14 protein-coding genes are annotated in these 23,531 nt (G+C 48.2%); all 14 read left to right on the plus strand.

Annotated elements, in window-relative coordinates:
- The first annotated feature begins 13 nt into the window (after positions 1-13).
- The 14 genes from HMPREF3034_RS05200 to HMPREF3034_RS05265 all read left to right on the plus strand — a co-directional run bounded on the left by HMPREF3034_RS05200 (position 14) and on the right by HMPREF3034_RS05265 (position 23,147).
- Positions 14-1,861: a RagB/SusD family nutrient uptake outer membrane protein gene (locus HMPREF3034_RS05200; RefSeq protein WP_036896205.1), complete on the plus strand. Its 1,848-nt coding sequence runs from the start codon at positions 14-16 to the stop codon at positions 1,859-1,861.
- Between the two features lie 28 nt (positions 1,862-1,889).
- On the plus strand, positions 1,890-4,670 hold the full coding sequence (locus tag HMPREF3034_RS05205) for a SusC/RagA family TonB-linked outer membrane protein (RefSeq protein WP_062433802.1): 2,781 nt from the start codon (positions 1,890-1,892) through the stop codon (positions 4,668-4,670).
- Between the two features lie 14 nt (positions 4,671-4,684).
- Positions 4,685-6,373, plus strand: a complete 1,689-nt coding sequence (locus tag HMPREF3034_RS05210) for a RagB/SusD family nutrient uptake outer membrane protein (RefSeq protein WP_036896268.1) — start codon at positions 4,685-4,687, stop codon at positions 6,371-6,373.
- A 711-nt stretch (positions 6,374-7,084) separates the two neighbouring features.
- Positions 7,085-8,245: a DNA-binding transcriptional regulator gene (locus HMPREF3034_RS05215; RefSeq protein WP_062433765.1), complete on the plus strand. Its 1,161-nt coding sequence runs from the start codon at positions 7,085-7,087 to the stop codon at positions 8,243-8,245.
- 164 nt (positions 8,246-8,409) lie between these two features.
- Entirely contained in the window at positions 8,410-10,614 is a 2,205-nt protein-coding gene (locus tag HMPREF3034_RS05220; protein WP_062433805.1) for a GH92 family glycosyl hydrolase, read from the plus strand.
- A gap of 62 nt (positions 10,615-10,676) precedes the next feature.
- Positions 10,677-13,880: a SusC/RagA family TonB-linked outer membrane protein gene (locus HMPREF3034_RS05225; RefSeq protein ID WP_062433778.1), complete on the plus strand. Its 3,204-nt coding sequence runs from the start codon at positions 10,677-10,679 to the stop codon at positions 13,878-13,880.
- 47 nt (positions 13,881-13,927) lie between these two features.
- Positions 13,928-15,502, plus strand: coding sequence for a RagB/SusD family nutrient uptake outer membrane protein (locus HMPREF3034_RS05230; RefSeq protein WP_036900461.1), 1,575 nt, complete (start codon positions 13,928-13,930; stop codon positions 15,500-15,502).
- A 19-nt stretch (positions 15,503-15,521) separates the two neighbouring features.
- On the plus strand, positions 15,522-16,337 hold the full coding sequence (locus HMPREF3034_RS05235; protein WP_036900444.1) for an endonuclease/exonuclease/phosphatase family protein: 816 nt from the start codon (positions 15,522-15,524) through the stop codon (positions 16,335-16,337).
- Positions 16,338-16,349: 12 nt separating this feature from the next.
- On the plus strand, positions 16,350-17,156 hold the full coding sequence (locus HMPREF3034_RS05240) for a hypothetical protein (RefSeq protein WP_036900446.1): 807 nt from the start codon (positions 16,350-16,352) through the stop codon (positions 17,154-17,156).
- A 92-nt stretch (positions 17,157-17,248) separates the two neighbouring features.
- The gene (locus HMPREF3034_RS05245; protein WP_231725613.1) at positions 17,249-18,337 is read left to right on the plus strand and encodes an alkaline phosphatase; all 1,089 of its coding nucleotides are present in this window, start codon (positions 17,249-17,251) and stop codon (positions 18,335-18,337) included.
- Between the two features lie 13 nt (positions 18,338-18,350).
- The gene (locus HMPREF3034_RS05250; RefSeq protein WP_036900450.1) at positions 18,351-19,961 is read left to right on the plus strand and encodes an MGH1-like glycoside hydrolase domain-containing protein; all 1,611 of its coding nucleotides are present in this window, start codon (positions 18,351-18,353) and stop codon (positions 19,959-19,961) included.
- A gap of 4 nt (positions 19,962-19,965) precedes the next feature.
- Positions 19,966-20,880 carry a metallophosphoesterase gene (locus tag HMPREF3034_RS05255; protein ID WP_062433782.1) on the plus strand — a complete coding sequence of 305 codons (915 nt, stop codon included), beginning with the start codon at positions 19,966-19,968 and terminating at the stop codon, positions 20,878-20,880.
- A gap of 4 nt (positions 20,881-20,884) precedes the next feature.
- Positions 20,885-21,709 carry an ROK family protein gene (locus HMPREF3034_RS05260; protein WP_062433785.1) on the plus strand — a complete coding sequence of 275 codons (825 nt, stop codon included), beginning with the start codon at positions 20,885-20,887 and terminating at the stop codon, positions 21,707-21,709.
- 10 nt (positions 21,710-21,719) lie between these two features.
- Complete coding sequence (locus HMPREF3034_RS05265; RefSeq protein WP_036900458.1) at positions 21,720-23,147, plus strand: PA14 domain-containing metallophosphoesterase; 1,428 nt, start codon at positions 21,720-21,722, stop codon at positions 23,145-23,147.
- Positions 23,148-23,531: the final 384 nt, after the last annotated feature.

Consider the following 23,531-nt stretch of genomic DNA (forward strand, 5'->3'; position numbering starts at 1 on the left):
AAACGAAATAATCATGAAACTATTTAAACATACAGCAGCAATCGTTACGACTCTGCTACTCTCAGGGTTCGCCGCTTCGTGCGAAGACCTAGCTATTGGAAACGATTTTTTGCAGAAACCACCTAGCACAGACGTTACTATCGATACGATATTTGGCAAGGCTGAGTATGCTCGTCGTGTGCTTTGGCGTTGCTATGAGAACCTGCCTTACGGTATGGAGACCAATGGTCGACGCACGCAGATGTGTTTGAGTACTATCGAAGGACTTACTGATTTGAATTTTGATAATATCGGTTGGTCGTCGTTGGGGAAGACTTATTATCCCGGTCTCTATAATGCATCGATAGAAGACAATACAAATGATAATGGCAGAGTGACCAAGATGCAGTTTACAAGGGCTGGTATTTGGACGGCTGTGCGCCACGCTTGGCTCTTCAAAGAGAATGTAGACCGCGTTCCCGATATGGATGCTGCGGAGAAATCTCGCATGAAATCAGAGGCAGATATGATGGTGGCAGTGCTTTATGCGCACATGCTGCGCCACTACGGAGCTATGCCTATCATCGACCATGCTCTCTCTTCTGAGGATGCGGAGTTCCCTAAGCGTGCTACTTTGCAAGAGACGGTCGACTTTATCGTGAAGCTTCTAGATTCTGTCATAGCCAATAAAGACTTCCCATGGAGTATTCCTGCCGATGAATTGGGCAACTGGGACGGTCGATTTACCAAGGCCGGAGCCATGGCTTTGAAGACTCGTGTGCTGCTATTTGTGGCTAGTCCACTCTTCAACAGTCCTACACCGTTTGCCGAGGGTGAGGCTTCTGAGAAGAAGATGACGTGGTTTGGTAATTACGATAAGAATCGTTGGAAACAAGCAGCCGATGCTTGTAAGACTTTCTTCGATGAATTGAAAAAGGGTGGAAATGGTTATTATAAGCTTGTAGAGAATGGCGATCCCGGCATTAAGTCGGTGCGTGACGCTTATACCAGTGCTTACTTTGATCGTGGCAACACTGAGACGCTCATTTCATCGCGTCGTAATATTCTTATGTTGAAGAACAATAAGACGTTCGATCAAGGACTTCGTTGGGGTGCATATTGCCCCACCAAAGAGTTCTTCGATATGTTTGAAATGAAGGATGGAACCAAGTTTAATTGGGATAATCCGAAACATAAGAAAGCTCCTTTCAAAAATCGTGATCCTCGTCTGTACGAAAATTTCATCCTTGATGGTGACGATTACAATGGACGTAAAGCTGATATGGTGGAGCCAAAGCCCAATGACCCGAAGAAAGAATATCCGAAGGGTAAGGACTGGAGTCAAGGAAGGATTCATAATCTAAGTATCATTACGGGATTGGTATGTCGTAAATGGGGTCTCGACCGCAACAACGCGGCTTACAACCGCCCCGTACAATGGCCTATCATACGCCTAGCTGAGGTTTATCTGAACTATGCTGAGGCTCTCAACGAATACAATGGTGGCCCCACACCGGAGGCTTACGAGGCTGTGAATAAGGTAAGAGCGCGTGTCGATATGCCTCCATTGAAATCGGGCATGACACAGGAAGAGTTCCGCGAAGCTCTCCTTCACGAGCGTGCTGTAGAGTTCGCTTACGAGGAAGTACGCTTCTTCGACCTCATCAGATGGAAAAAATACGATGTCTTCGAGACGCAGTTGCACGGCTTGCATGTGTATCGTCATAAGAAGACAAGGGCTTATGAGTGCGTTCCCTTCAAACTGACCAAGTACTCACGTAGTTGGTGGAAGACCGGATGGCAGCCTCGTATGTGCCTCAGTGCTTTCCCCTCAAGAGAAGTAAGCAAGGGATATGGACTTGTTCAGAATCCCGGTTGGTAATTCCATTCTAACAAAAACGAATAGTAATATGACATTCAAAACATATCTGGTAGGCTTGATAGCCCTGCCGTTATCCCTTCCCTTGCAGGCTCAGACACAGACCGATAGTCTGCAGCGTAGCAAGGATTCATATCCCATCGAGTACGGACGTAATCTCTCGTTCGACTTAAAGGAGTCGACCACAGCAACTGCCTTTACTACCAAAGAGATGCTCTCGCATCGTAAAGGCATCAATCCTCGTGACGGATTCTATGGTTTGATACCCGGTCTTCAATCGTTGCAAAGTCAAGGAACTGCATGGGAGACCTCTGCAGGATTGACCATTCGAGGTCGCAATACGCTCAATGCAAATGCACCATTGTTGTTGATTGACGGTTTCGAGCGTGACCCCGGACAGCTTTCTGTCGATGAGATTGAGTCGGTAACCATTCTCAAAGACGCTCCATCTACGGCTCTCTACGGTATGCGTGGAGCCAATGGAGTGGTCTTGGTAAAGACAAAACGCGGCTTTTTAGGGAAACCTGTGATTAACTTCTCGTACGAGTTTAACATGGCAAAGCCTTTCCGTACGCCGAAGTTGGTCGATAGTTACACCTATGCCAAGGCTCTGAACGAGGGTAGAGTAAGCGATGGTCTCACACCACGATACAATGATGACGAACTGGCTGCGTTCCAAAATGGTAGCGTTCCGGGCATGTATCCCAATATAGATTGGTGGGGCGAGTCGCTACGTGACTATAGTAATGGTCACAATGCCACCTTCTCTGTGACCGGTGGTGGTTCGTTTGTGAAGTATTTCACGCAGTTGAATTACCTTTATGACGATGGTATTCTGAAGCCGGTGAACGACAATGGCGGTTATTCTACGCAGTTTAAGTTCTCTAATCTTAACGTGCGTAGCAACTTGGATATTCACTTGAATCGTAATACCGACTTGCAATTGAATATCTTCGGAGCATTCTCTGAGCACAATCGACCCGGAGCCAGCATTGCCAATATTTTCAATGCGCTGTATAATGTGCCTGCCGGTGCGTTCCCTATTCGCAATGAGAACGGTATATGGGCAGGTACGAAAGACATCGGAACCAACCCCGTTGCCATGATTTCGGGTACCGGTTACGCTCGTTCACAGCAGCGAAACCTCTATGCCGACATGAATATTGTGCATCGATTGGATGCACTTTTGCCCGGTTTGTCGGTGGGAGTACGTGTAGGATTGGATAATATGGCTTCTTATTGGGACAGCAACACGCGCAATTATGGTTACGAACAGACCGATTATGATTGGACAAATAAGAGCTATTCGTATAAGAATCTACGCAACGAAACAGCTCTTAGTTTCAGCCGTTCGGTAGGTTCGTCGCGCAATCACTTCTATCTTGGAGCCTTTGCTAAGTTCGATCGTACTTGGGGCGACCATGCTTTAAAGAGCACATTGCAATATTCCATGGATAAACTTACGGCTAAGGGGCAGAATACTTCTTATGCTTTCATCGACGCCGTGGGGCAAGTACACTACTCATACAAGCAGCGCTACATTGCCGACTTGTCGTTGACGGGTTCTGCTTCGAGCATCCTTGCTCCCGGACATCGTTGGGGTATCTTCCCATCAGTGGGTGCGGCATGGCTCATTTCTGAAGAAAATTTCATGAAAGACACTGCCATCGACCTCTTGAAACTGCGTGCTAGCTATGGTATTTCAGGTGCTGCCGACTTCAATAACGACCTATATATAGATATGTATGGTAACGGTGGAGGCTTCTTCTTCGGCAAGACTCCGAAGAAAGATGGTGGTCTGAAGCTTACACAAGTGGGTATGACCGACCTTACTTATGAAAAATCTCACAAGTGGAATCTAGGTTTCGACCTTCGCGCTTTCCGTCATTTGGCTGTTACGCTCGACCTGTTCTACGATCACCGTACAGATATTCTCGTTGGAGCCAACGGTAAAGTATCGTCTATCTTCGGTAGTCCTATCTCGAAACAGAATGCTGGTGTAGTTGACAATAAGGGCATTGAGACCGACATTCATTGGACAGATGGCAGCCGAGACTTTAAGTATTCGTTTGGCGGAACATTCACCTTTACACGCAACAAGATTGTACAGCAGAACGAAGAGTATCGTCCTTACGACTATCTCTACCGTACCAACGGGCGCATGGGACAGTATTTCGGCTATGTAGTAGAGGGAATTTATCAGAATCAGGACGAGATTGACAACCGCGGTGTCAAGCAGACGCTGTCTGAAGTACGCCCCGGCGACTTGAAATACAAAGACCTTAATGGGGACAAGGTAATCGATGCTCACGACCAAATGGCCATAGGTTATAGCAATTTCCCTGAAATCTACTACTCTGTAGACTTGAATTTGGAATATAAGGGATTCGGTCTCTTCGCCATGTTCCAAGGTGTTGGCAACAGGAGTGTGCTGGCCAGCACGCCTAGCATCTATTGGCCGCTGTACAACAACCGCACTGTTTCGACCGAATATTACAATAATCGCTGGACAGCCGAGAATCCGATGGCCAAGTATCCACGCCTCACATCGACAGGTTCGAGCAACAATTACGTCACTAACTCGTTGTGGGTGCAGGATGGTTCGTTCTTCAAGCTGCGCACACTTGAACTCTATTACCAGTTCAATGCACGTCAATTGAAGTCTCTGCGCTGTGTTCACGGTGCCAAAGTCTATGTTCGTGGCTACGATTTATTCTGCCTCGACCATATCAAAGTGATGGATCCTGAGAATATGGGTACCGGTCATCCATCGATGAGTCGCTATGCTATCGGTTTCAACTTAACATTCTAATGACAATGAGGATTATGAAAAAAAGATATATCCCTACGCTGATGGCAGGCTTGCTCTTTGCCACAGCGTTCACAAGCTGCGACTTTCTTGATACAAGCGAGTCGACCTACTACGATAAAGATGAGATACTCTACGACCCGTCGCGCGTGTATCAGCTCTGTACACAAGTATATACCTACTTGCCAAATGGCCTGACAGGCCTTTCAGGAGCCCTACAAGATGCGGCAACCGACGATGCTATACATGTTTATCCCACTGCTAATGTGCAGCGTTTCGTTAATGGTTCGTGGTCGGCAAACCGTACTGTCGACGATGTTTTCTCTGATTATTATCAGGCAATACACGATGCCAACTTCTATTTGGAGAACTGTTTGGGACTGACATACGACGATTGGAAGAACTCTGATGGTTTCCAAGACACCTATAATAGTTATCTGAATTATGAGCATGAGGTAAGATTGCTGCGTGCTTTCTACTATTTTGAATTGGCTAAGCGTTACGGTAATGTGCCACTTGTCACCAAGACATTAAGTGCCGAAGAAGCTTCTGCCGTGAAACCTACCAATGCTGAGAGCATATTGAAGTTCGTTATCGACGAATGTACGGCTGTTGCTGAGAAGTTACCTGCTAAGGTTACCACGCTTCCCGGAGCCGCTGCCAACATGCAACGTGTAAGTAAAGGTACGGCATTGGCGCTCAAATCGCGTGCAACGTTGTATTTGGCCAGTCCGCTCTTCAATCCTAATAAAGATGTGAAGCGGTGGGAAGATGCTGCCAAAGCGGCTTACGATGTCATTGACAAGTCGTCCGAATTCGGCTACAAACTTGATAGTAAATATAACAATCTATTTGGTCCGACCAACAACCAAAGCAGCGAAGTCATCATGTGTGTACCCGGTGGTGAGACCACATCGTTCGAGTCGAACAACTTCCCTATTGGTGTGAACAAGGGTAATGGTAACACTTGCCCCACCGAGAATCTTGTTGATGCCTACGAGATGGCCAATGGCGATGTCTTCGATTGGAATAATCCTGCGCACGCAGCCAATCCTTACAAGAGTCGCGACCCTCGTATGAAGATGACGATTGTATGTAATGGTGATAAATGGCCAGCTAAAGAAGCTGTCGAAACCTTTATAGGGGGAAAGAACGGACAGCCCCTCCTCAATGCCACTACCACGGGTTACTATCTGCGTAAGTACGTAAATAACAAGGTAACATTTGAAGCCGGACAGACAACCAAAAACTTCCATCACAACTGGGTAGTAATGCGTTACGCCGAGATATTGCTCAATTACGCTGAAGCAGCAGCCGAAGCCTATGGGCCAGACGCAACTCCGGCCGGCTTTACGCTATCGGCTTGCGAGGCTGTCAATATGGTTCGCCAGCGTCCGGAAGTCAAGATGCCTAAGTTCCCCAAGGGTATGACGAAGGAAGCTTTCATCAAACGACTTCGCAATGAGCGCCGAGTAGAGTTCGCATTCGAGGGACAACGTTTCTGGGACTTGCGTCGTTGGAAGGCTCTCGACGAGATGAAGAACATCTATAAGGTAGAGATTAAGAAGGGTAGCGACGGCAAACTCAGTTACGAGCGTCTGCCTTTGACTACCTATGACATCCAAGATAAGTTGTATTTCTATCCTTTTGCCAATGCCGAGCTTTATAAGAATAGAAACTTGAAGCAAAATCCCGGCTGGGAATAACTTTACTATTGATAGTCAAAAATATCGTGTGTCGACTTCTATCGGCACACGATTTCTTTTTATATATAGTCCTTATATATGGGGGCCGTGAGCGGTTATTGGTCTTTAGTAGTTTCTCCGCATAAAGATTTTTGCCGTTATCTATCCTTGCATTCCAGCTTCTTTGATTCATAGAGAAGAGATTGGAATAAGTAGTAAAGCTCTCTTTTCCTTTTGTTGGAGATTAGGGTGAGGCTGTTGCAGCGCCTCTCCACTCTTGCTGTCTCACCCTTTCAGTATTGCTATTCAGCCTCGGCAGGAAGATTGCGGAGCCTTGGCAGCAAATTCATAGAAACTTTATTGGCTATGAATATCATATATATAGCAAGATGAAACCCCTGATATTGATAGCTACTAAACTTATAAATCTTCACTATCTGCAATGTCCCTGTCTTGTATTTTAAGAAGTATGAGAGTGTTAAGGGAGGTTTTCAGGGTGCTTTACTCATAAATGAGGATTGTGTGAATAAGAAAAAGTACATATCTTTGCAACAATCACTTAGTGATTGGAACTTATTATTTAACTGAATATATAGAGGCACGGGACGACTAGAATCGTTTCCGTGTTTTCTTTTTATAAGCCAATATGCGATGAAAAGTGCAGAGAATCAGACGCTAGTTTGGAGTTTTCGACTAAAAAATATAAATTTGTAGATTGCTTATTTCTAGCTTATGATACGACTGATACTATTAACCGACTTTACCGAAGGCTTCTCCCACCGGTTGCTACAAGGCATTTTGCGGTACGCCAAAAAGCTGTCGCACGATGCTTGGGTGGTTTGTCGTATGCCTCCATCGTATAAAGAGAAGAATGGTATTCAGGGCGTGGTCGACTGGGCTTTAAACTGGAAAGCCGATGCCATCGTGGGACAATTCAATCACGATGAAGATGTGGAACTATTTGCCAAGAACGGTATTTTGGCCGTAGCACAAGACTATAAACAGCGGTTCTCACAGCTCTCCAACATCACAAGCGACTACATCACAACGGGTCGTATGGTAGCACGTTATTTCCTCGGCAAGGGCTTTCGCCACTTCGCTTTCTGCGGTTATGAAGACACGGTGTGGAGCGATGAGCGGTGCGAGGGGTATTTCCGGTGTATCGAGGAAGCCGGTTTTGCCGACCATTTCTATACCTATAAGAAGCAGATATTGGAGACGCTGTGGTATTATGACTCCTCCACGCTGACCGAATGGCTCAAGTCTTTGCCACCCCACACGGCTCTCTTCTGCTGCGACGATAACCAAGGCAACAAGATAGAGGAGGCTTGTAAGTCGATAGGCATCTCTATTCCGGGCGACATTGCGGTAATGGGAGTAGACAACGACGAAATTATATGCGAACTATCCGACCCTACACTGTCGAGCGTGAACTTGGATATCGAGACCGGCGGATACCTGACGGCACGGCTCATAGCCGAACACCTGAAGACCCCGGAGGCTCCACTGCACGATGTAGTGATACAGCCGACGGCCATCGTGAGCCGCGATTCCACCAATCTCTTTGCTACCGACGACCCTTATGTGTTCAAGGCACTGGAGCTGATACATCGCAATATCTGCACACAACTCACGGTAAGCGACCTGCTGAAAGAACTTCCACTGTCGCGCCGACTGCTCGAAATGAAGTTCAAACAGGTCACCGGGCAATCTATCTATAACTATATCACCGGCAAACGCATCGACCTTTTCGCCCGTATGTTGGAAGAAAGCGACACGCCAATCAAGGAGTTGGCTTCTACAATGCATGTGGGTAACTACAGCAGTTTGATGAGTCTGTTTAAGAAGATGAAAGGTTGTACACCCTCAGAATATCGCAATCAGCACCGATAATCGTCTTTGTGCGCAAATCATGTACTAAATTACGCAAATGCGTAACTTCTATATAATCCAACCTTGTTATATTTGCAATCAGACTATTAACTATGCCTTTAATACCTACCTAAATGACGAAAAGAATCTATTATCTGTTAACCACGTTTCTACTGTTGCTTCCTATGGGGCTGACAGCAGCCAGCGTTTCAAAGGATTATACCAAATATGTAGATCCGCTGATAGGTTCCGATGGACACGGACACGTGTTTGTGGGTGCCAATGTGCCTTTTGGTGCCGTACAGCTAGGACCTATGAACATCTATAAAGGTTGGGACTGGGTGTCGGGCTACCATTATAGCGACAGCATCATCATCGGATTCAGCCACAATCATCTGAGTGGTACGGGCTGTTCAGACCTTGGCGACGTCAGTCTGATGCCTTATACAGGGACAGAACGTACCCTGCGTGGTGAGCAAAACAACATTAAAGGTTCTGTGGCCTCTTATTTTAAGCACAGCAATGAGCGTGTATCACCGGGCTATTATGCCGTAAAGATGGACAATGGAGTAGACGTAGAACTCACTTCTACCGAACGTGTGGGGCTACACCATTATATATATAAGGAGGCAGGAACGCCGCGCGTGCTAGTCGATTTGGTCAACGACATCGACAGCCGGGTATACGAATCGTATATAAGAAAGGTAGACGACTATACCATCGAAGGCTATCGGTTTGTGAAAGGATGGTCTCCATTGCATAAGACCTTTTTCTATTTGAAGACCGATCGTCCTATCCATGCACTTCGATTGTACGCAGGTGACAAATTCGTATGCACCGATGAGCTACAGACACAAGGCGTGAAAGGCGTCATGACGTTTGCCGATGATACGCGAGAGGTAAATATCAAGGTAGCTCTTTCGTCGGTGAGTTGCACTAATGCACGCATGAATATGGAGGCCGAAGCACCTGTATGGGATTTCGACAGAGTGCATCGCGCTGCTGTGGAGAAGTGGAATCAAGAGCTTGCCTGCATCGATATAGACGGCACGCAGGTGCAGAAGACCATCTTCTATACTGCCCTCTACCACATGATGATAGCTCCCAATCTGTATTGCGACGTCAATGGCGACTTCCGAGGTATCGGAGATAAGGTGATGACGGGCAATCAGTTCCGTAATTACACCATCTTCTCTACATGGGATACTTACCGCACCTTGCATCCACTTTTCACCATCATCAAGCCCGAACGAGTGCCCGACATGGTGAACTCGATGCTGAGCATCTACGACCAAAACGGCAAATTACCTATTTGGCCGCTCCATGCAGGCGAGACCAACTGCATGCCCGGCTACAGCTCGGTACCTATTATAGCCGACGCTTACCTGAAGGGTATCGGTGGATTTGATGCCCATCGCGCCCTCGACGCGATGATAGGGACTGCCACTAATCCCGCCCAAAACGGCATATCGCTGCTCATGAAGTACGGTTATATACCTGCCGACTCGCTACAGGAAGCCACTTCTATTTCGCAGGAATATGCTGCCGACGACTGGAGTATCGCCCTTATGGCCAAGAAGATGGGGCGTATGGACGACTACAAGACCTTCATCCGCCGCGGCCATGCATACGAACACTACTGGGACAAGCGCATCAACAAGATTCATCCGAAGATGGCCGACGGCTCATGGTACGAGCCTTACGACCCGTTCTCGGCCGAACACCATGGCAACGTGGGCGACTTTACCGAGGGAAACGGTTGGCAATACACCTTCATGGTGCCGCAAAACCCTGACGGACTAGTGGCTCTACACGGCGGAGATGAGGCTTTCGTGAAGAATCTGGACTCGCTCTTCGTGGCCGAAGGCGACCTCGGAGCTACGGCAGCGCCCGATGTTTCGGGACTCGTAGGGCAATATGCGCACGGCAACGAACCCAATCATCATATACCATATTTATATGCTTATGCCGGCACACAGTGGAAGACGGCCGCCCGTGTACGCATGTTGCAGAAGGAATTCTACACAGCTAAACCCGACGGACTGTGTGGAAACGAAGATTGTGGACAGATGTCGGCATGGCATGTCATGTCGGCTCTGGGCTTCTATCAGGTCAATCCGTCGAACGGAGTGTACGTGTTTGGCAGTCCGGAATACCGTCGTGCCTCTGTCAAGTTGCCCGGTGGGAAGACATTTACCGTCGTTGCCCGCAACAACAGCGACCGGCATGTGTATATCAAGAGCGCAAAACTCAACGGTAAACCCTACACAAAGGCTTTCATAACCTATCAAGATATCATGAGAGGAGGGACGTTGGAATTCGTCATGAGCGACCGTCCCAACAAGCGATTCGGCCAAGCTCGCGCTGCCAGACCTAAGAGTGCGGAGTGAGAAACCGAAAAGCAATTCATAACAAAAACCTTAGTATATAATTTTAACCAACCTTACTATTAATGAAAAAGAGCAATTTTGTATTAGAGGGCAAGCATCGGCTATTGGGAATAGCTGCCTTGTCATCCCTTACACTGGCTGTACCGATGGTCGCATTTGGCCACGGTTCGGTTTCGACAAGTGTTGTACAGCAAAACGAACGTACAGTAAAGGGTGTAGTAAAGGATTCTCAGGGAGAACCCATTATTGGTGCAACCGTCACGGTTGTAGGTAAGACTGGTGGTACTGTAACTGATATTGATGGCAAGTTCCAGCTACAGGCAGCACGTAACAGCGAACTTAAGATTTCTTCTATCGGCTTTGTCTCACAAACAGTAAAAGCCACTTCGGACAACCTTAACGTCATCTTGAAAGACGACAACCATTCATTGAACGAAATCGTGGTGATAGGTTATGGCAGCCAGCGCAAGCAAGATCTCTCCACAGCCGTATCTTCGGTGAAGCTGGATCAGTCTATGAAGAGCCGTCCGGCCAACATCGCTTCCATGCTACAAGGCCAGATGCCGGGCGTCATGGTGCAGAACAACGGAGGCGACCCGCTTGCTGAATCATCGCTATCTATCCGCGGACGCGGTTCGCGCGGTACGGATGACAGCTACAATAGCGGCGATGGTGTACTCTATGTTGTCGACGGTGTACCCGGCGCACCATACAATGTGGAAGACATCGAGAGCATCACTGTGTTGAAAGATGCCGCTTCGGCAGCCATCTATGGTGCGAGTGTAGGTTCGGGCGGTGTGGTAGTCATCACCACAAAGCAGGCCAAAGCCGGCAAGATAAGAGTAAACTTGAATGTCTCAAAGGGTTTCAAAGCAGCCATGAATAAGCCCTCTACGCTGACATCGGAGCAGTATAATCAAGTGTGGAGCGACGCAGTGAGATTGTATGGAGGCTCATTGCCACTGACAGCCGACGCTACGAAGTATCCTTACGGGGCCGTAACACGTACCGACTGGGTGGATGCTATCTTCCGTCCCGGCTACTTGGAACATTACGCCCTGTCCCTGTCGGGAGGTAGCGAAAACCTGAAGGCATTCACTTCGTTCAACTTCGACAGAGACAAAGGTATCTTGCTGAACACCTTTGCCCGCAAGTTTGGCGGCAAAGCCAATGTAGACTTCCAGATATCCAAGGCCGTGAAGTTCAGCGAACAAGTCACTTATCAGTTCTCAGACGGTCAAGGCAATGTCAACACCGGACACGAGGGAGCATTGGCAAACTCTATTTTCTTCCCGCGTTCGGCAACGGTTTACGACTATGACAAGGAAGGAAATGTAGTGCTGGACAGCCGAGGTGCTCCGCTTTATCATGGCACATTACCCCGCTGGGCAGCTGTCGAGGGCATCAGCGGATACGGTGAATTCCGCAACCCTGTGGCTCTTCTGGAGCGTCTGGACCAAAAACGTCCGTCGCATAAACTCTATTCTACCTCCACGCTGGAGGTTAAACCGATGGCAGCCTTGACGTTGAAGTCGCAGTTTACGGCAGGTATTGTCTCCAACGAGTTCGACGAATTCGTGCATAAAGTGCCGGAACCGGGAAACCCCTCTAACGAGAACAGACATAATATAGAGCACTCTAACCAGTACAACTGGCTGTGGGAGACGACAGCCACCTATGCCCAAGTGTTCGGAGAGCACCACATTAGTGCCATGGCCGGATATACCATGAAGTATGATAAATACAAGATGTATGGTGTATATACATCGGGTTATGATCTGGAAGACCGCCACTCTTCTACTCTCGGACAAGCGAGTGATTGGTCGAAGTATAAACCTACGGAAGAGATTTGGGAAGAATCGCTCATCTCTATGTTCGGCAGGGTGGGATATTCTTGGAACGACCGCTATTTTGCTACGGCCAGCTTGCGTCGCGATGCATCTTCAAAACTTTACAAGGACAATAACTCCGGCATCTTCCCGGCGGCGTCTGCATCGTGGAAAATTTCTTCCGAGCCGTTCTTTGCACCGCTGAAGTCTACCATCAACATGCTGAAATTGCGTGGTAGCTGGGGACAAGTGGGTAACGTGGCATTGGTACCCCGCTACTCATGGAACGTACCGATGGGTAATACAGACTATCCGGTAATCTATGGTAAGATGCTGGCCAAAGAGGCATATGGTACTTATGCCAAGTCTATAGGTACGAAGAACCTGAAGTGGGAAACCACTGAACAGTGGGGTGTAGGTCTGGATCTGGGCATGTTCAACAACGAGTTGACCATTACCGTAGACTACTTCAACAAGCGCACCAAGGATTTGATAGAGCGCGTACCGGTAGCCTCTGTATCGGGTATCGAGATAGAACCATATGGAAACATCGGCGATGTAGTGAACCGCGGTTGGGAATTTGGTGCATCATACAATAAGAAGCTGGGCGATTTCTCATTTGGTTTGAATGCCAACCTCTCTACCGTTCACAACGAAGTGTTGAGCCTTGGTTCGCGCGAAACGCTGGAACACAATGTCGTAGTAAACAGCCAACGGCCGCTAAGATCTACCGTCGGGCATGCATGGTACTCTTATTATGTATTGAAGACAGACGGTATCTTCCAGTCGCAGGAAGAAATCAACAGCTATAAGTGGACTGATCCTAAGACCGGTCTTACCAAGCTGGTGCAGCCAAATGCCAAACCCGGCGACCTGAAATATGTAGATTTCAACCAAGACGGACAGATAAACTCCGACGATAACCAGTATATGGGCAGCTACATGCCGAAGATAACGTTTGCCTTCGGTGGCAATATGGCTTACAAAGGTTTCGACTTCAGTTTCCAATTCCAAGGTGTAGGAAAGTCTACTATCTACAATGCCTTCAAGCAGATGGCGCTGACCGGACGCCAGCAAGGAGGTAATATGCTGAGCGATATACTCAATGCTTGGGACTATGACAAGAATTCCGGTATCCCTCGTCTGGCACTGGTTGACGATAGCAACGGTAACTTCACCAACCCATCCGACTTCTATCTGGAGAATGGCAGTTACTTGCGCCTGAAGAATGTAACCCTTGGTTACACCCTACCGCAGGCTTGGTTGAGAAGTATCGGACTTGGTAATTCTACCCTGCGTCTATACATGAATGCTGAGAATCTGTTCACGGCAACCGACTATACCGGCATTGATCCGGAAGTAGGCAACTTCGGTTTGGACGGTGGTACATATCCTATAGCTCGTACAATAACCGTAGGTTTGAACTTTGGTTTCTAATATTACCCTTAAAACATAATAAGATGAATACTTTGAAAATAAAAAATATGATCCTGACAGCTATGGCAGTGACCTGCCTGAGTAGCTGTAATGACTTCTTGGAGTATGAACCCTACGGGCTTCAGGGGTCTGTAAACTTCTGGAAGACGGAATCAGACGTGCAGAAAGCATTGGACGCTTTTCACGCATTTACGTATGAAGAAGGCGTAACGGGGCGTGGTTTCATGTGGTTCGAGAACTGTAGCGACAACATGGTTACAGGCCGTAATCAGGCAGAAGCTCGCCAGATTAAGAACTTCCAGATGTCTGCTTCGAACGGTCGAGACGCCAAAGACAACTGGCCGGCAATGTATCAGCTCATCGCAAAAGCCAATGATGTGCTGCGCAACGTACCCGGTATGGACGTATCAAGCGAGGTGAAGAACAAGGCCATAGGGCAAGCTCGCTTCTACCGCGCCTTTGCTTATCTGTGGCTGTCTCCTTTCTATGGGGACAATGGACCGAACGGCGGACTGCCTATTGTGACCGAGAAGACACCCACGGCGGAGATAGATCAGCCGCGTCCGGCATCGGTATTGGCCAACTACGATATGATTATCGAAGACATGAAGGCGGCCGGAGAGCTGTTACCTGCTTTCTCTCAATTGGCGGAAGACGATTACGGGCGTCCTCATAAGGCTGCCGCGTGGGCCTTTGCTGCACGTGCTGCCCTCTATGCTGCGCAGTGGAATCCTAAATACTACGACACAGTGATAGAGTATTGTGATAAGGTGATGGGGCTTACCGGTAGCGATAAGCGTGCCTTGTATCCTGATTTTACAAAGCTGTTCCGTCCCGAAAACAACTTCAGTTCAGAGTATATCTTCTCCTTATTGGGCAATGCCACCGAGGGACCTAAGTTCCATGGCATGTCGTTCGAGAATGGCGGATGGGGTTACTACAACACTTGGGGATACTTCCAGCCCACAATGGAGCTCTACAATGCGTATGAAGCGGGAGATGTTCGTCGCGATGCCACCATCTTGTCTCCCGGCCAACATATCACATTTATAGGCCGTAACATTCATTTCGGAGTCAATCCTCAGAAGATATCAAGCCAGTCCGGTATGACATTCCGTAAGTTCATGTCTCCCTTCGAGGCTGCCGATTGCATTGGTAAGACACTGAATCCTAACGGAAACAATGCTAGTAACACCCTCGGAACCGTGCTGATACGTTTTGCAGATGTACTCTTGATGAAGGCAGAGGCCTTGATCTGGTCTAAGGGCGAAGGCAATGCCGAGGCCAAGAATCTGTTGAATCAGATTCGTCAGCGTGCCGGTCTGCCTGCTAACAGCGGAGCCACAAAGGAGCAATTGAAGAATGAGCGTCGTTGCGAACTGGCATTTGAGTTCCAGCCCAGCCGCCATTTGGACTTGGTAAGATGGGGCGATGCAAAGGCCACTTATGCGAAACCGCTTCATGGTTTAAAAACAACGAACGACGGAACACAGATTATCAGTCGTAAGATAGTGGAAATCTGGGAGTCTCGTGTGTTTGATCCGGTGAAGAATCAGGTATTCCCTATTCCTTCGGCAGAAGTGAATAAGAGTAAGAACCTTACTCAGAATCAAGGTTATTAATATAAAAATTAAGAAGCAAATGAAATTAAGAAATATCATCTCTGCAGCCATCTTCCTGTTTGCTCTTCCCCTGTCTATGATGGGACAAGACCAACTGAAGATTGTCACATTCAACATCCGGTCGTTCGAACCCAACTTCGATTTGCAGCCGTATGCCGACAAGTTGAAATCCGAAACGCCCGATATCATCTGTCTGAACGAGGTGGAGAACAGGAGTTCTCGCCAGCAGAAGGACGGAAAATACAGAGATATGGTTGCGGAATTGGCCAACAAGTTGCGTATGTTCAATGTTTATGGCTATTCGTATAATCTCTCTAACAAGGACGGAAAGTTGCCTGAGGCACAGTTCCGTTACAGTACCAACGAGCTTTATGGCAATGCCATCTTGAGCAGATACCCCATTATGTCGGTACAGGCCATACAGTTGCCTCGCCCGGCAGGCTCTGCCGACCAGCGCGGTGTGGTGACTGCCGACATCTTATTGCCTTCTGGTAAGATGATACGCGTGGCATGTTCCCATCTCGACCATATGGGTGGCCAGCTTGAGCAGGCCGAAGTCCTCGTTACGGACAAGGTGAAGAGCACCACCATTCCCACCATCCTTTGCGGTGATATGAATATGGGGCCCGGCTCGGTTGTCATCAATAAGTTGCTTACTGCGTACGATCGCTTGGACAGCAACGAGGGAACTTTTCAGCATGTTGCCAAAATTGACTTCATTCTCGGTTCTAAAGGCCATTGGAAGATGAGCGAGTGTCGTGTGCTTGATAACTATCAGGGCAGGCTTGAACTTTCCGACCACTGCCCTGTAGTCTCTGTTGTTTCACTTAAATAAAGTAATAATAAAATGAAAAACAAGTATATTTCTATAGCGTTCTGCCTTGGTTGTATGTTGCTGTCTTCATGTATCAAAGAAGACTGGGGCGTCATTCCACAGAACGAAAGCATGGCAGAGAATGGCAACGAATGGAATAAGAACAAGACCATAGATGTTTATTTCGTCACCGATTTGAAAGATCAGCAGGCCAATAATATCCCGGCTATTGCCGATTACTTGAAGACAACGAAAGACTTTTCGATTGCCGTTGTCGACCGTACCGACGTAGAATACTATTCATGGGCGGACTATACGACGAACCATTCCACGGAGTTGATGCTTGCCGCAAATCGTTTTAGCACATTCGCTTTCAATCGCTATACCGATATGAATATCGAAGGTAGCACCGTATTATTCAATCATAAGATTAATTCGGCTACCAGTTTTAAGGTCACCGACGATTGCTATATCCAGTTTGTTCCGGTCTTGGCTAAGTCTAATGTCGAGACTCCGGTAGATATAGAGGTGCCGTTTGCAACCACCAGATTCAATAGCGAAGACCAAGTTTCGGCTGCTACCGAAGCCCTCAAATCGTTATCCGACAATACCCATCAGGCTGTTATCATCGGTACAGTGAAGACCACTGCCGTAGAAAAGTTGAAAGCTGTGGCCGAATCTATATCCGGCTATGCCTATACGCCGGTCATCAAAGACGAATCGAATGCTTACTCTCTGTTCATGATAGCTCCCAAGTCATGGGTACTTCGCGAGACAGAGATGAAGTCTACCGGCGGTAGCAATGCTTACCACTTGTCTATCGAGGCAAGCGTAGAATAACCATCATGAGGGGGAGACGGGACCGTTGGTGCCGTCTCCCCCTATGTTTTATAACCTCATTTGATATGAAGAGAAATATTACATTTGCTTTCATGCTGTTGTTTTCAGCAGCTCTCTTTGCGCAAACCACTCAAACCTATATTTTAGACAAGCCTTACAAGGTAGAGCGCATCGCTCCGCCGAAAGGCAAGAAAGTGAAGAATGTCATCCTGATGATAGGCGATGGCATGAGCCTCATGCACATCTATTCGGCTTGGACGGCCAACCGCGGCCATTTATGGCTCGAGAATGCACAGTATACAGGACTTTCCAAGACTTATTGTACCAACAAGTTGATTACCGATTCGGGTGCTGGTGGAACGGCATTAGCCACTGGTCATAAGACTAAATACCATGCCGTGGGGGTCGATCCCGATGGCAAACCGTTGGAATCTCTTTGTACCTTGGCCAAGAAAAAGGGATTGGCAACTGGTATCGCCGTCACTTGCCGACTATGGGATGCCACACCTGCCGACTTCCTCTGCCACAATATAGACCGCGATCAAGAACAAGAGATTACCGCAGATTATGCCAATGTCGACGTAGACTACGTATTTGGAGGTGGTGCTAAGTTCTTTGAACATCGCGACGATGGTCGCAATATCTTCAACGAACTGCAGCAGAAGGGCTATCACATCTCCCGTTCGTGGAACGATTTGCAGCAGTGGAACGGCGGTAAAGTGTTTGCAGTGCCTTATGATGTAGACACGCCGCTGCCCGACGAACGTGGCGATCTCTTGGCACGAGCATCCATGAAGGGCATTGAACTGATGAATCGAAACAAGAAGGGATTCTTTATGATGGTCGAAGGATCGCAACTCGACGATTACGGACACTTCAACCAGCTTGACATGTTGATGAAAGAAACCCACGATTTCGACCGTACCATTGGCCGTATCATGCAATGGGCCGCACAAGACGGTGAGACCCTTGTCGTTGTAACTGCCGACCACGAGACCGGTGGACTTACCCTCTTGGGAGGTGATTTAGCGCAAGGCAAGATAGAGTGCAACTTCTCTACCAAGAGCCACTCAGGCGTTATGGTTCCTGTCTATGCCTTCGGTCCCGGCTCGGAGAATTTCTCCGGCTTCATGGAGAACAGCGATATATTCTGGAAAATCAAGAAACTCATGAACCTCTAACAGCTATTTTGGAATGAGAAAAGTTACCATCATCACAGCCTTATTGCTACAATGCAATCTCTATATGGGCGCACAAAACCTGATACCATCGGGATCTCCGCTCTACAAACTGCCGTATAAGAACACCTATATCATGCAAACCTTGGTGGCCGAGAATAGTTATCGCACCGCCAAAATGGTGCGTACGAAGCCCGGAACCTTTGAACAGGCGCGTCGTATCTTACCCAATCCGCACTGGGAAGGACATGCCAAGGAGATAGAGATGTATTGGAAGGCGTGGCAGATAGGCATATCCAACATCTCACAACCGCTGGATGATTCCGGCTTCATCACGAGTTACATCGGGCCGGCCTACAATGGTAACATCTTCATGTGGGACGATGCCTTCATCACCATGTTCTGTCGGTATGGTCGTAACTTTTTCCCATTTCAGAGTACGCTTGATAATTTCTACGCCAAACAGCATCCCGATGGTTTTATTTGTCGAGAGATACGTGCCGACGGAAGCGATTGTTTCAGTCGTTACGACCCCACCAGTACCGGTCCGAACATCCTTCCATGGTCCGAATGGATGTATTATCAACAGACCGGTGACGACAATCGACTTAACAAAGTGTTCCCCGCTTTGGCGGCATATTATAAATGGTTGAAGCTCAATCGTACGTGGCGCAACGGTATGTATTGGTCTAGTGGATGGGGAACGGGCATGGACAACATGCCGCGAGTACCTGAAGGCTACAATACTATCTATAGTAATGGACACATGATATGGCTCGACGCTTGTCTGCAACAAATTATGATGGCCAATATTCTACTCAAGATGGGCTTCTATTTGGAGCGTTGGCAAGAGATAGAAGACTTTGAAGACGATATCAAAAAGCTCTCGGCTTACATCAATCGGAATATGTGGAGCGAGCGCGATAAGTTCCTCTACGACCAGTTCGACAACGATAGTCTGAGCACTACACAGGGCATTTATGCCTATTGGGCGCTACATACCGATGTGCTACCCAAGTCTCGTCTCGACGCGCTCGTGGCTCATTTGCAAGACACGGCCAAGTTTAATCGGCCGCATCGCGTACCGTCTTTGGCGGCCGATAATCCTAAATATCGCACCAACGGACGCTATTGGGAAGGTGGCGTGTGGCCGGGAACCAATTATATGGTGGTTAGCGGACTGTGGGACAAGGGGTATCTAGACCTCGCACGCAGTATCGCACGCAATCACTACGATAATGTGTTGAAAGTCTATGAGAAGACCGGTACGTTCTGGGAGTACTATGCTCCGGAGTCGGCCGAGCCGGGATTCATGGCTCGTAAAGACTTTGTGGGCTGGACAGGATTGCCGCCTATCTCTTATCTTTTGGAGTATATCTTTGGCATTCATACCAATGCTGTGGAACGACAGATGACCCTTGACGTCACATTGACCGATGGTTACGGCATCTCGCGCTATCCTTTTGGCGAGAAAGGCAGTGTGGATATCAATGTGGCTCGTCGTTCATCGACCACCGATAAACCCCGTATAAACATTCAATCTACCGCACCTTTCACGCTTACCGTGCTTTGGGGTAATGGGCAGAAAGCCACTTATAATGTGAAAGCAGGTACCAATAAATTCTAATTTGATGAAAATTACATATCTTATCATGGCCTTGGCCATGACCGTAAACATAGCGCATGCCGAACGAAAGAGCGATGAATGTACTGTCATCATCGCTTCCGACCTACACTTCGACATGCCTCCTGAGACCGATCAATACGTGAATGTCTTGGCCATGAACCGTTTGGGAGCACAGCAGAAACACGTAGACGGACTCTTGCTTTTGGGCGATTTGTGCGACAAAGCACATCCCGACATCCTCAATCTTTTCCGCCAACGCTATGAGAAAGGAACGGGCGAGCGTACCATCCACTACGATGTGTATCCTACACTAGGCAATCACGATGTGGCACCGGCCAAAGGTCGCCCTTATACCGACCGTTCAGGCAATGAGATTAACATGCATTACATGGACTCAATACTCCATCGTAAGTTGCAACAAAAGCAGATATTAAACCTCGACGAATCAAGCCTCAGCTACTCTTTCAATCTAGGTCATGTGCATTTTGTGAACTGTCAGCTCAGTGCTGGCGAGACTTCTTATTGCCAAAGCAACTTTGAATGGCTCGAAAACGACTTGCAAAAATATGCTTCGCATGGCGAGCCGGTAGTCTATATGCAGCACTATGGCTTCGACGACGACGGACTTACATGGTGGGAAGAGACCAACCGCGACCGATTGATGGAGTTGCTCGGTCGGTATAATCTTGCCGGCTTTTTCGTTGGGCACGCCCATGCCGCCACCCTACGATACTATCGTAAGACGCCTATTTTCCAAGTTAACAACGGTTGGAAAGACGGCGATGGGCAGTCATCGTTCGTATTATTACACATCAAAGGAAACCAAGTCACCGTGAAGAATTATCGCATAGAAGATAAGCAGGGACATGTTCGCCTCGAACAGCCCGTTCTTCGCATGACAGCACCGGTAAATCGATAACTCCATGTCAACAATCGCAATAGATTTAGGTGGCACTAACATCCGTGCAGCCCGTGTAGATAACGGCATTATTTTGGCACAGAATACGGTTGAATGCAAGGCCGATGGCACACAGCAAGAGGTGCTCGACCAGATATTCGAGCTGGTAGATGCGGTCGTCGACGACTCGGTAGAGCGCATAGGCGTAGGAGTTCCGTCGGTGGTCGACTATCGGTCGGGTACCGTTTTCGACGTTCAGAACATCCCTTCGTGGCGCGAGGTGCATCTCAAAGCGTTGATGGAAGCACGCTATCACATCCCTGTATCGGTGGATAACGACGTGAACTGCTACGTACTGGGCGAGAAACACTTTGGTATAGCCGCTCCCTACGATAGCTTTGTTGGCATCACACTGGGCACAGGTGTGGGAGCTGGTATCTTTGTCGATGGTCGCTTGTATCGCGGACACAACACCGGTGCCGGCGAAATAGGTTGTCTTCCTTATCTTCAAGGCAACTACGAACAGTATTGTAGCAGCCAGCTCTTCAAGCAGATGAGGCTTACCGGCTACGAGCTATCGCGGAGTGCGGCACAAGGTAATACCGATGCTCTCCGCATTTGGCAGGTGTTTGGTCAACATTTGGGAAAACTCTTGCAAGTGATACTCTACACCTACGACCCACAGGCCATCGTCATCGGTGGCGGTATAGCGGCTTCGTCTCCTTATTTTGAGGATGCCATGCTGGCCTCAATGCGCCACGGTTTCCCTTATCCACATGTGGCCGAGCGTGTCAAAATACATTTTTCTACCTTGCAACACAGTAATTTGCTGGGTGCCTCGACATTATAATCAATCTGTTATGTTACGCAAAATACTTTTCATATTATCGTTTTTAACGACCACAGTCTACGCACAACAACGCCTCATGTTCCACAATGGGACGTTCAAAATAGCACAGTTCACCGACATTCATTGGGATGAGAAATCGCCTAACTGCCCTCAGACCATCGCAGCCATCAACTCTGTAATAGCCGATGAGCATCCCGATATGGCCATGTTGACGGGCGATATAGTGACCGAAAAGCCGGGTGTGCAGGGTTGGAAATCAATTATAGCCATCTTCGAGCGTGCCCGATTGCCCTTCGCCGTGATGATGGGCAACCACGATGCCGAAGTAATGGACAAAGATTCTATCTACACCATGCTGCTGGCTTCGCCTTACTATGTGGGCAAGCGAGGCGATACCGACATCTTCGGGCGCGGCAATTGTGCCATTCCTGTGTATGGCGGACAGGGCATCGAGGCCTTGCTTTACTGCTTGGATTCTAACGATTACCAGCCTGTGAAGGAGTTTGGACATTACGACTGGATTCACTTCGACCAAATACAGTGGTATCGCGAGCAGAGTCGACGATTCACTCAAGCGCATGCAGGCAAGCCGCTGCCGGCCTTGGCATTCTTCCATATCCCCTTGGTAGAGTATAAGGACATGCTCAAAGCAGGCACTTATCTAGGCCATTATGAGGACGAAGGCGTGGCATCGGCTAAGTTGAACAGTGGTATGTTCAATGCTTTTGCTGAACAGGGCGACGTGATGGGCGTGTTCACTGGGCACGATCACAGCAACGACTTGATAGATACGTATAGCACCATCGCCTTGGCGTACGGCAGGGTGAGCGGATTCGACGCTTATGGTAAGCTGCCACGAGGCGGCAGAATCATCCAACTTTACGAGGGAAAGCGTAAGTTCGATACGTGGATTCGCGCTGCCGGCAAGCAAGAAGACATTTTCTACTATCCTTCGGGCATCACTTCGCGCGACGAAGAAATACTCCCCTTCTTGGCAGGAGTGGATAGAAAACCGCGCCGACAGGGTGTGGCCTACACTTACTATGAGGGCGTGTGCAAGAAGATTTCGCAAATATCGCATTGCATGCCTATAAAGTCGGGCAAGCTACCCAACTTCTCTCTTGCGCCGGCGAGGATTCCCGATCATTTCGCTTTTGAATTCCGCGCCTTCATCAAGATAGACAAACGCGGTGTATATAAGTTCTATACCTATAGTGACGATGGCTCACAACTGTTCATAGATGGTAAGTTGCTGATCGACAACGATGGTGGTCACAGCGCTCGACGAGTAGAAGAGAAGGTGGCACTCGAAGCTGGTTACCACGAAATACGCATCCCCTATTTTGAAGATTACATGGGGCAGACGCTCGAAGTGGGCTATGCTAGTCGCGACATAGAGGAGACTCTCATCCCCGACAGCGTCTTGTTTGTGGAGTAAAAGAGAGTACTTATCTACTCAAAGACTTACAAACTTCATCCTCTTTTATCTTCCCTCCCCTTTTGGGGAACCCTCGGTCATCGACCGAGTAGTCGCTGTCGGCGTAGCCGGTGCGACGGAAAGCGAGGGAGGTAATGGCTAGGGTGGGGCTGTAAAAGGGTGGGGTGGGGTTACTGCAGCGCCTCCGCAATCTTGCTGTCTCGGCTTTTCAGCAATGCTGAATGGGCGATGCAGTGTTGCTGGCAAACCACTGCAGCAAATTAAATTCTTTTTGTTTTAAGGTTATAGATTATCGCATTGGGATTTAAGAAAGGCATAATCACTCTATAACAATGAGGATATAGGGAAATATAAAAATCCCGGTTACTCTCCTTACGATATACT

Origin of the sequence: Prevotella sp. DNF00663 (genome assembly GCF_001553265.1) — a bacterium.
In the GTDB taxonomy this organism is placed as follows: Bacteria; Bacteroidota; Bacteroidia; order Bacteroidales; family Bacteroidaceae; genus Prevotella.

Bases quoted from the DNA above. Each gene is read 5' to 3' on its own strand.
- HMPREF3034_RS05200 (WP_036896205.1), top strand. From the start codon at position 14: ATGAAACTATTTAAACATACAGCAGCAATCGTTACGACTCTGCTACTC.
- HMPREF3034_RS05205 (WP_062433802.1), top strand. From the start codon at position 1,890: ATGACATTCAAAACATATCTGGTAGGCTTGATAGCCCTGCCGTTATCC.
- HMPREF3034_RS05210 (WP_036896268.1), top strand. From the start codon at position 4,685: ATGAAAAAAAGATATATCCCTACGCTGATGGCAGGCTTGCTCTTTGCC.
- HMPREF3034_RS05215 (WP_062433765.1), top strand. From the start codon at position 7,085: ATGATACGACTGATACTATTAACCGACTTTACCGAAGGCTTCTCCCAC.
- HMPREF3034_RS05220 (WP_062433805.1), top strand. From the start codon at position 8,410: ATGGGGCTGACAGCAGCCAGCGTTTCAAAGGATTATACCAAATATGTA.
- HMPREF3034_RS05225 (WP_062433778.1), top strand. From the start codon at position 10,677: ATGAAAAAGAGCAATTTTGTATTAGAGGGCAAGCATCGGCTATTGGGA.
- HMPREF3034_RS05230 (WP_036900461.1), top strand. From the start codon at position 13,928: ATGATCCTGACAGCTATGGCAGTGACCTGCCTGAGTAGCTGTAATGAC.
- HMPREF3034_RS05235 (WP_036900444.1), top strand. From the start codon at position 15,522: ATGAAATTAAGAAATATCATCTCTGCAGCCATCTTCCTGTTTGCTCTT.
- HMPREF3034_RS05240 (WP_036900446.1), top strand. From the start codon at position 16,350: ATGAAAAACAAGTATATTTCTATAGCGTTCTGCCTTGGTTGTATGTTG.
- HMPREF3034_RS05245 (WP_231725613.1), top strand. From the start codon at position 17,249: ATGCTGTTGTTTTCAGCAGCTCTCTTTGCGCAAACCACTCAAACCTAT.
- HMPREF3034_RS05250 (WP_036900450.1), top strand. From the start codon at position 18,351: ATGAGAAAAGTTACCATCATCACAGCCTTATTGCTACAATGCAATCTC.
- HMPREF3034_RS05255 (WP_062433782.1), top strand. From the start codon at position 19,966: ATGAAAATTACATATCTTATCATGGCCTTGGCCATGACCGTAAACATA.
- HMPREF3034_RS05260 (WP_062433785.1), top strand. From the start codon at position 20,885: ATGTCAACAATCGCAATAGATTTAGGTGGCACTAACATCCGTGCAGCC.
- HMPREF3034_RS05265 (WP_036900458.1), top strand. From the start codon at position 21,720: ATGTTACGCAAAATACTTTTCATATTATCGTTTTTAACGACCACAGTC.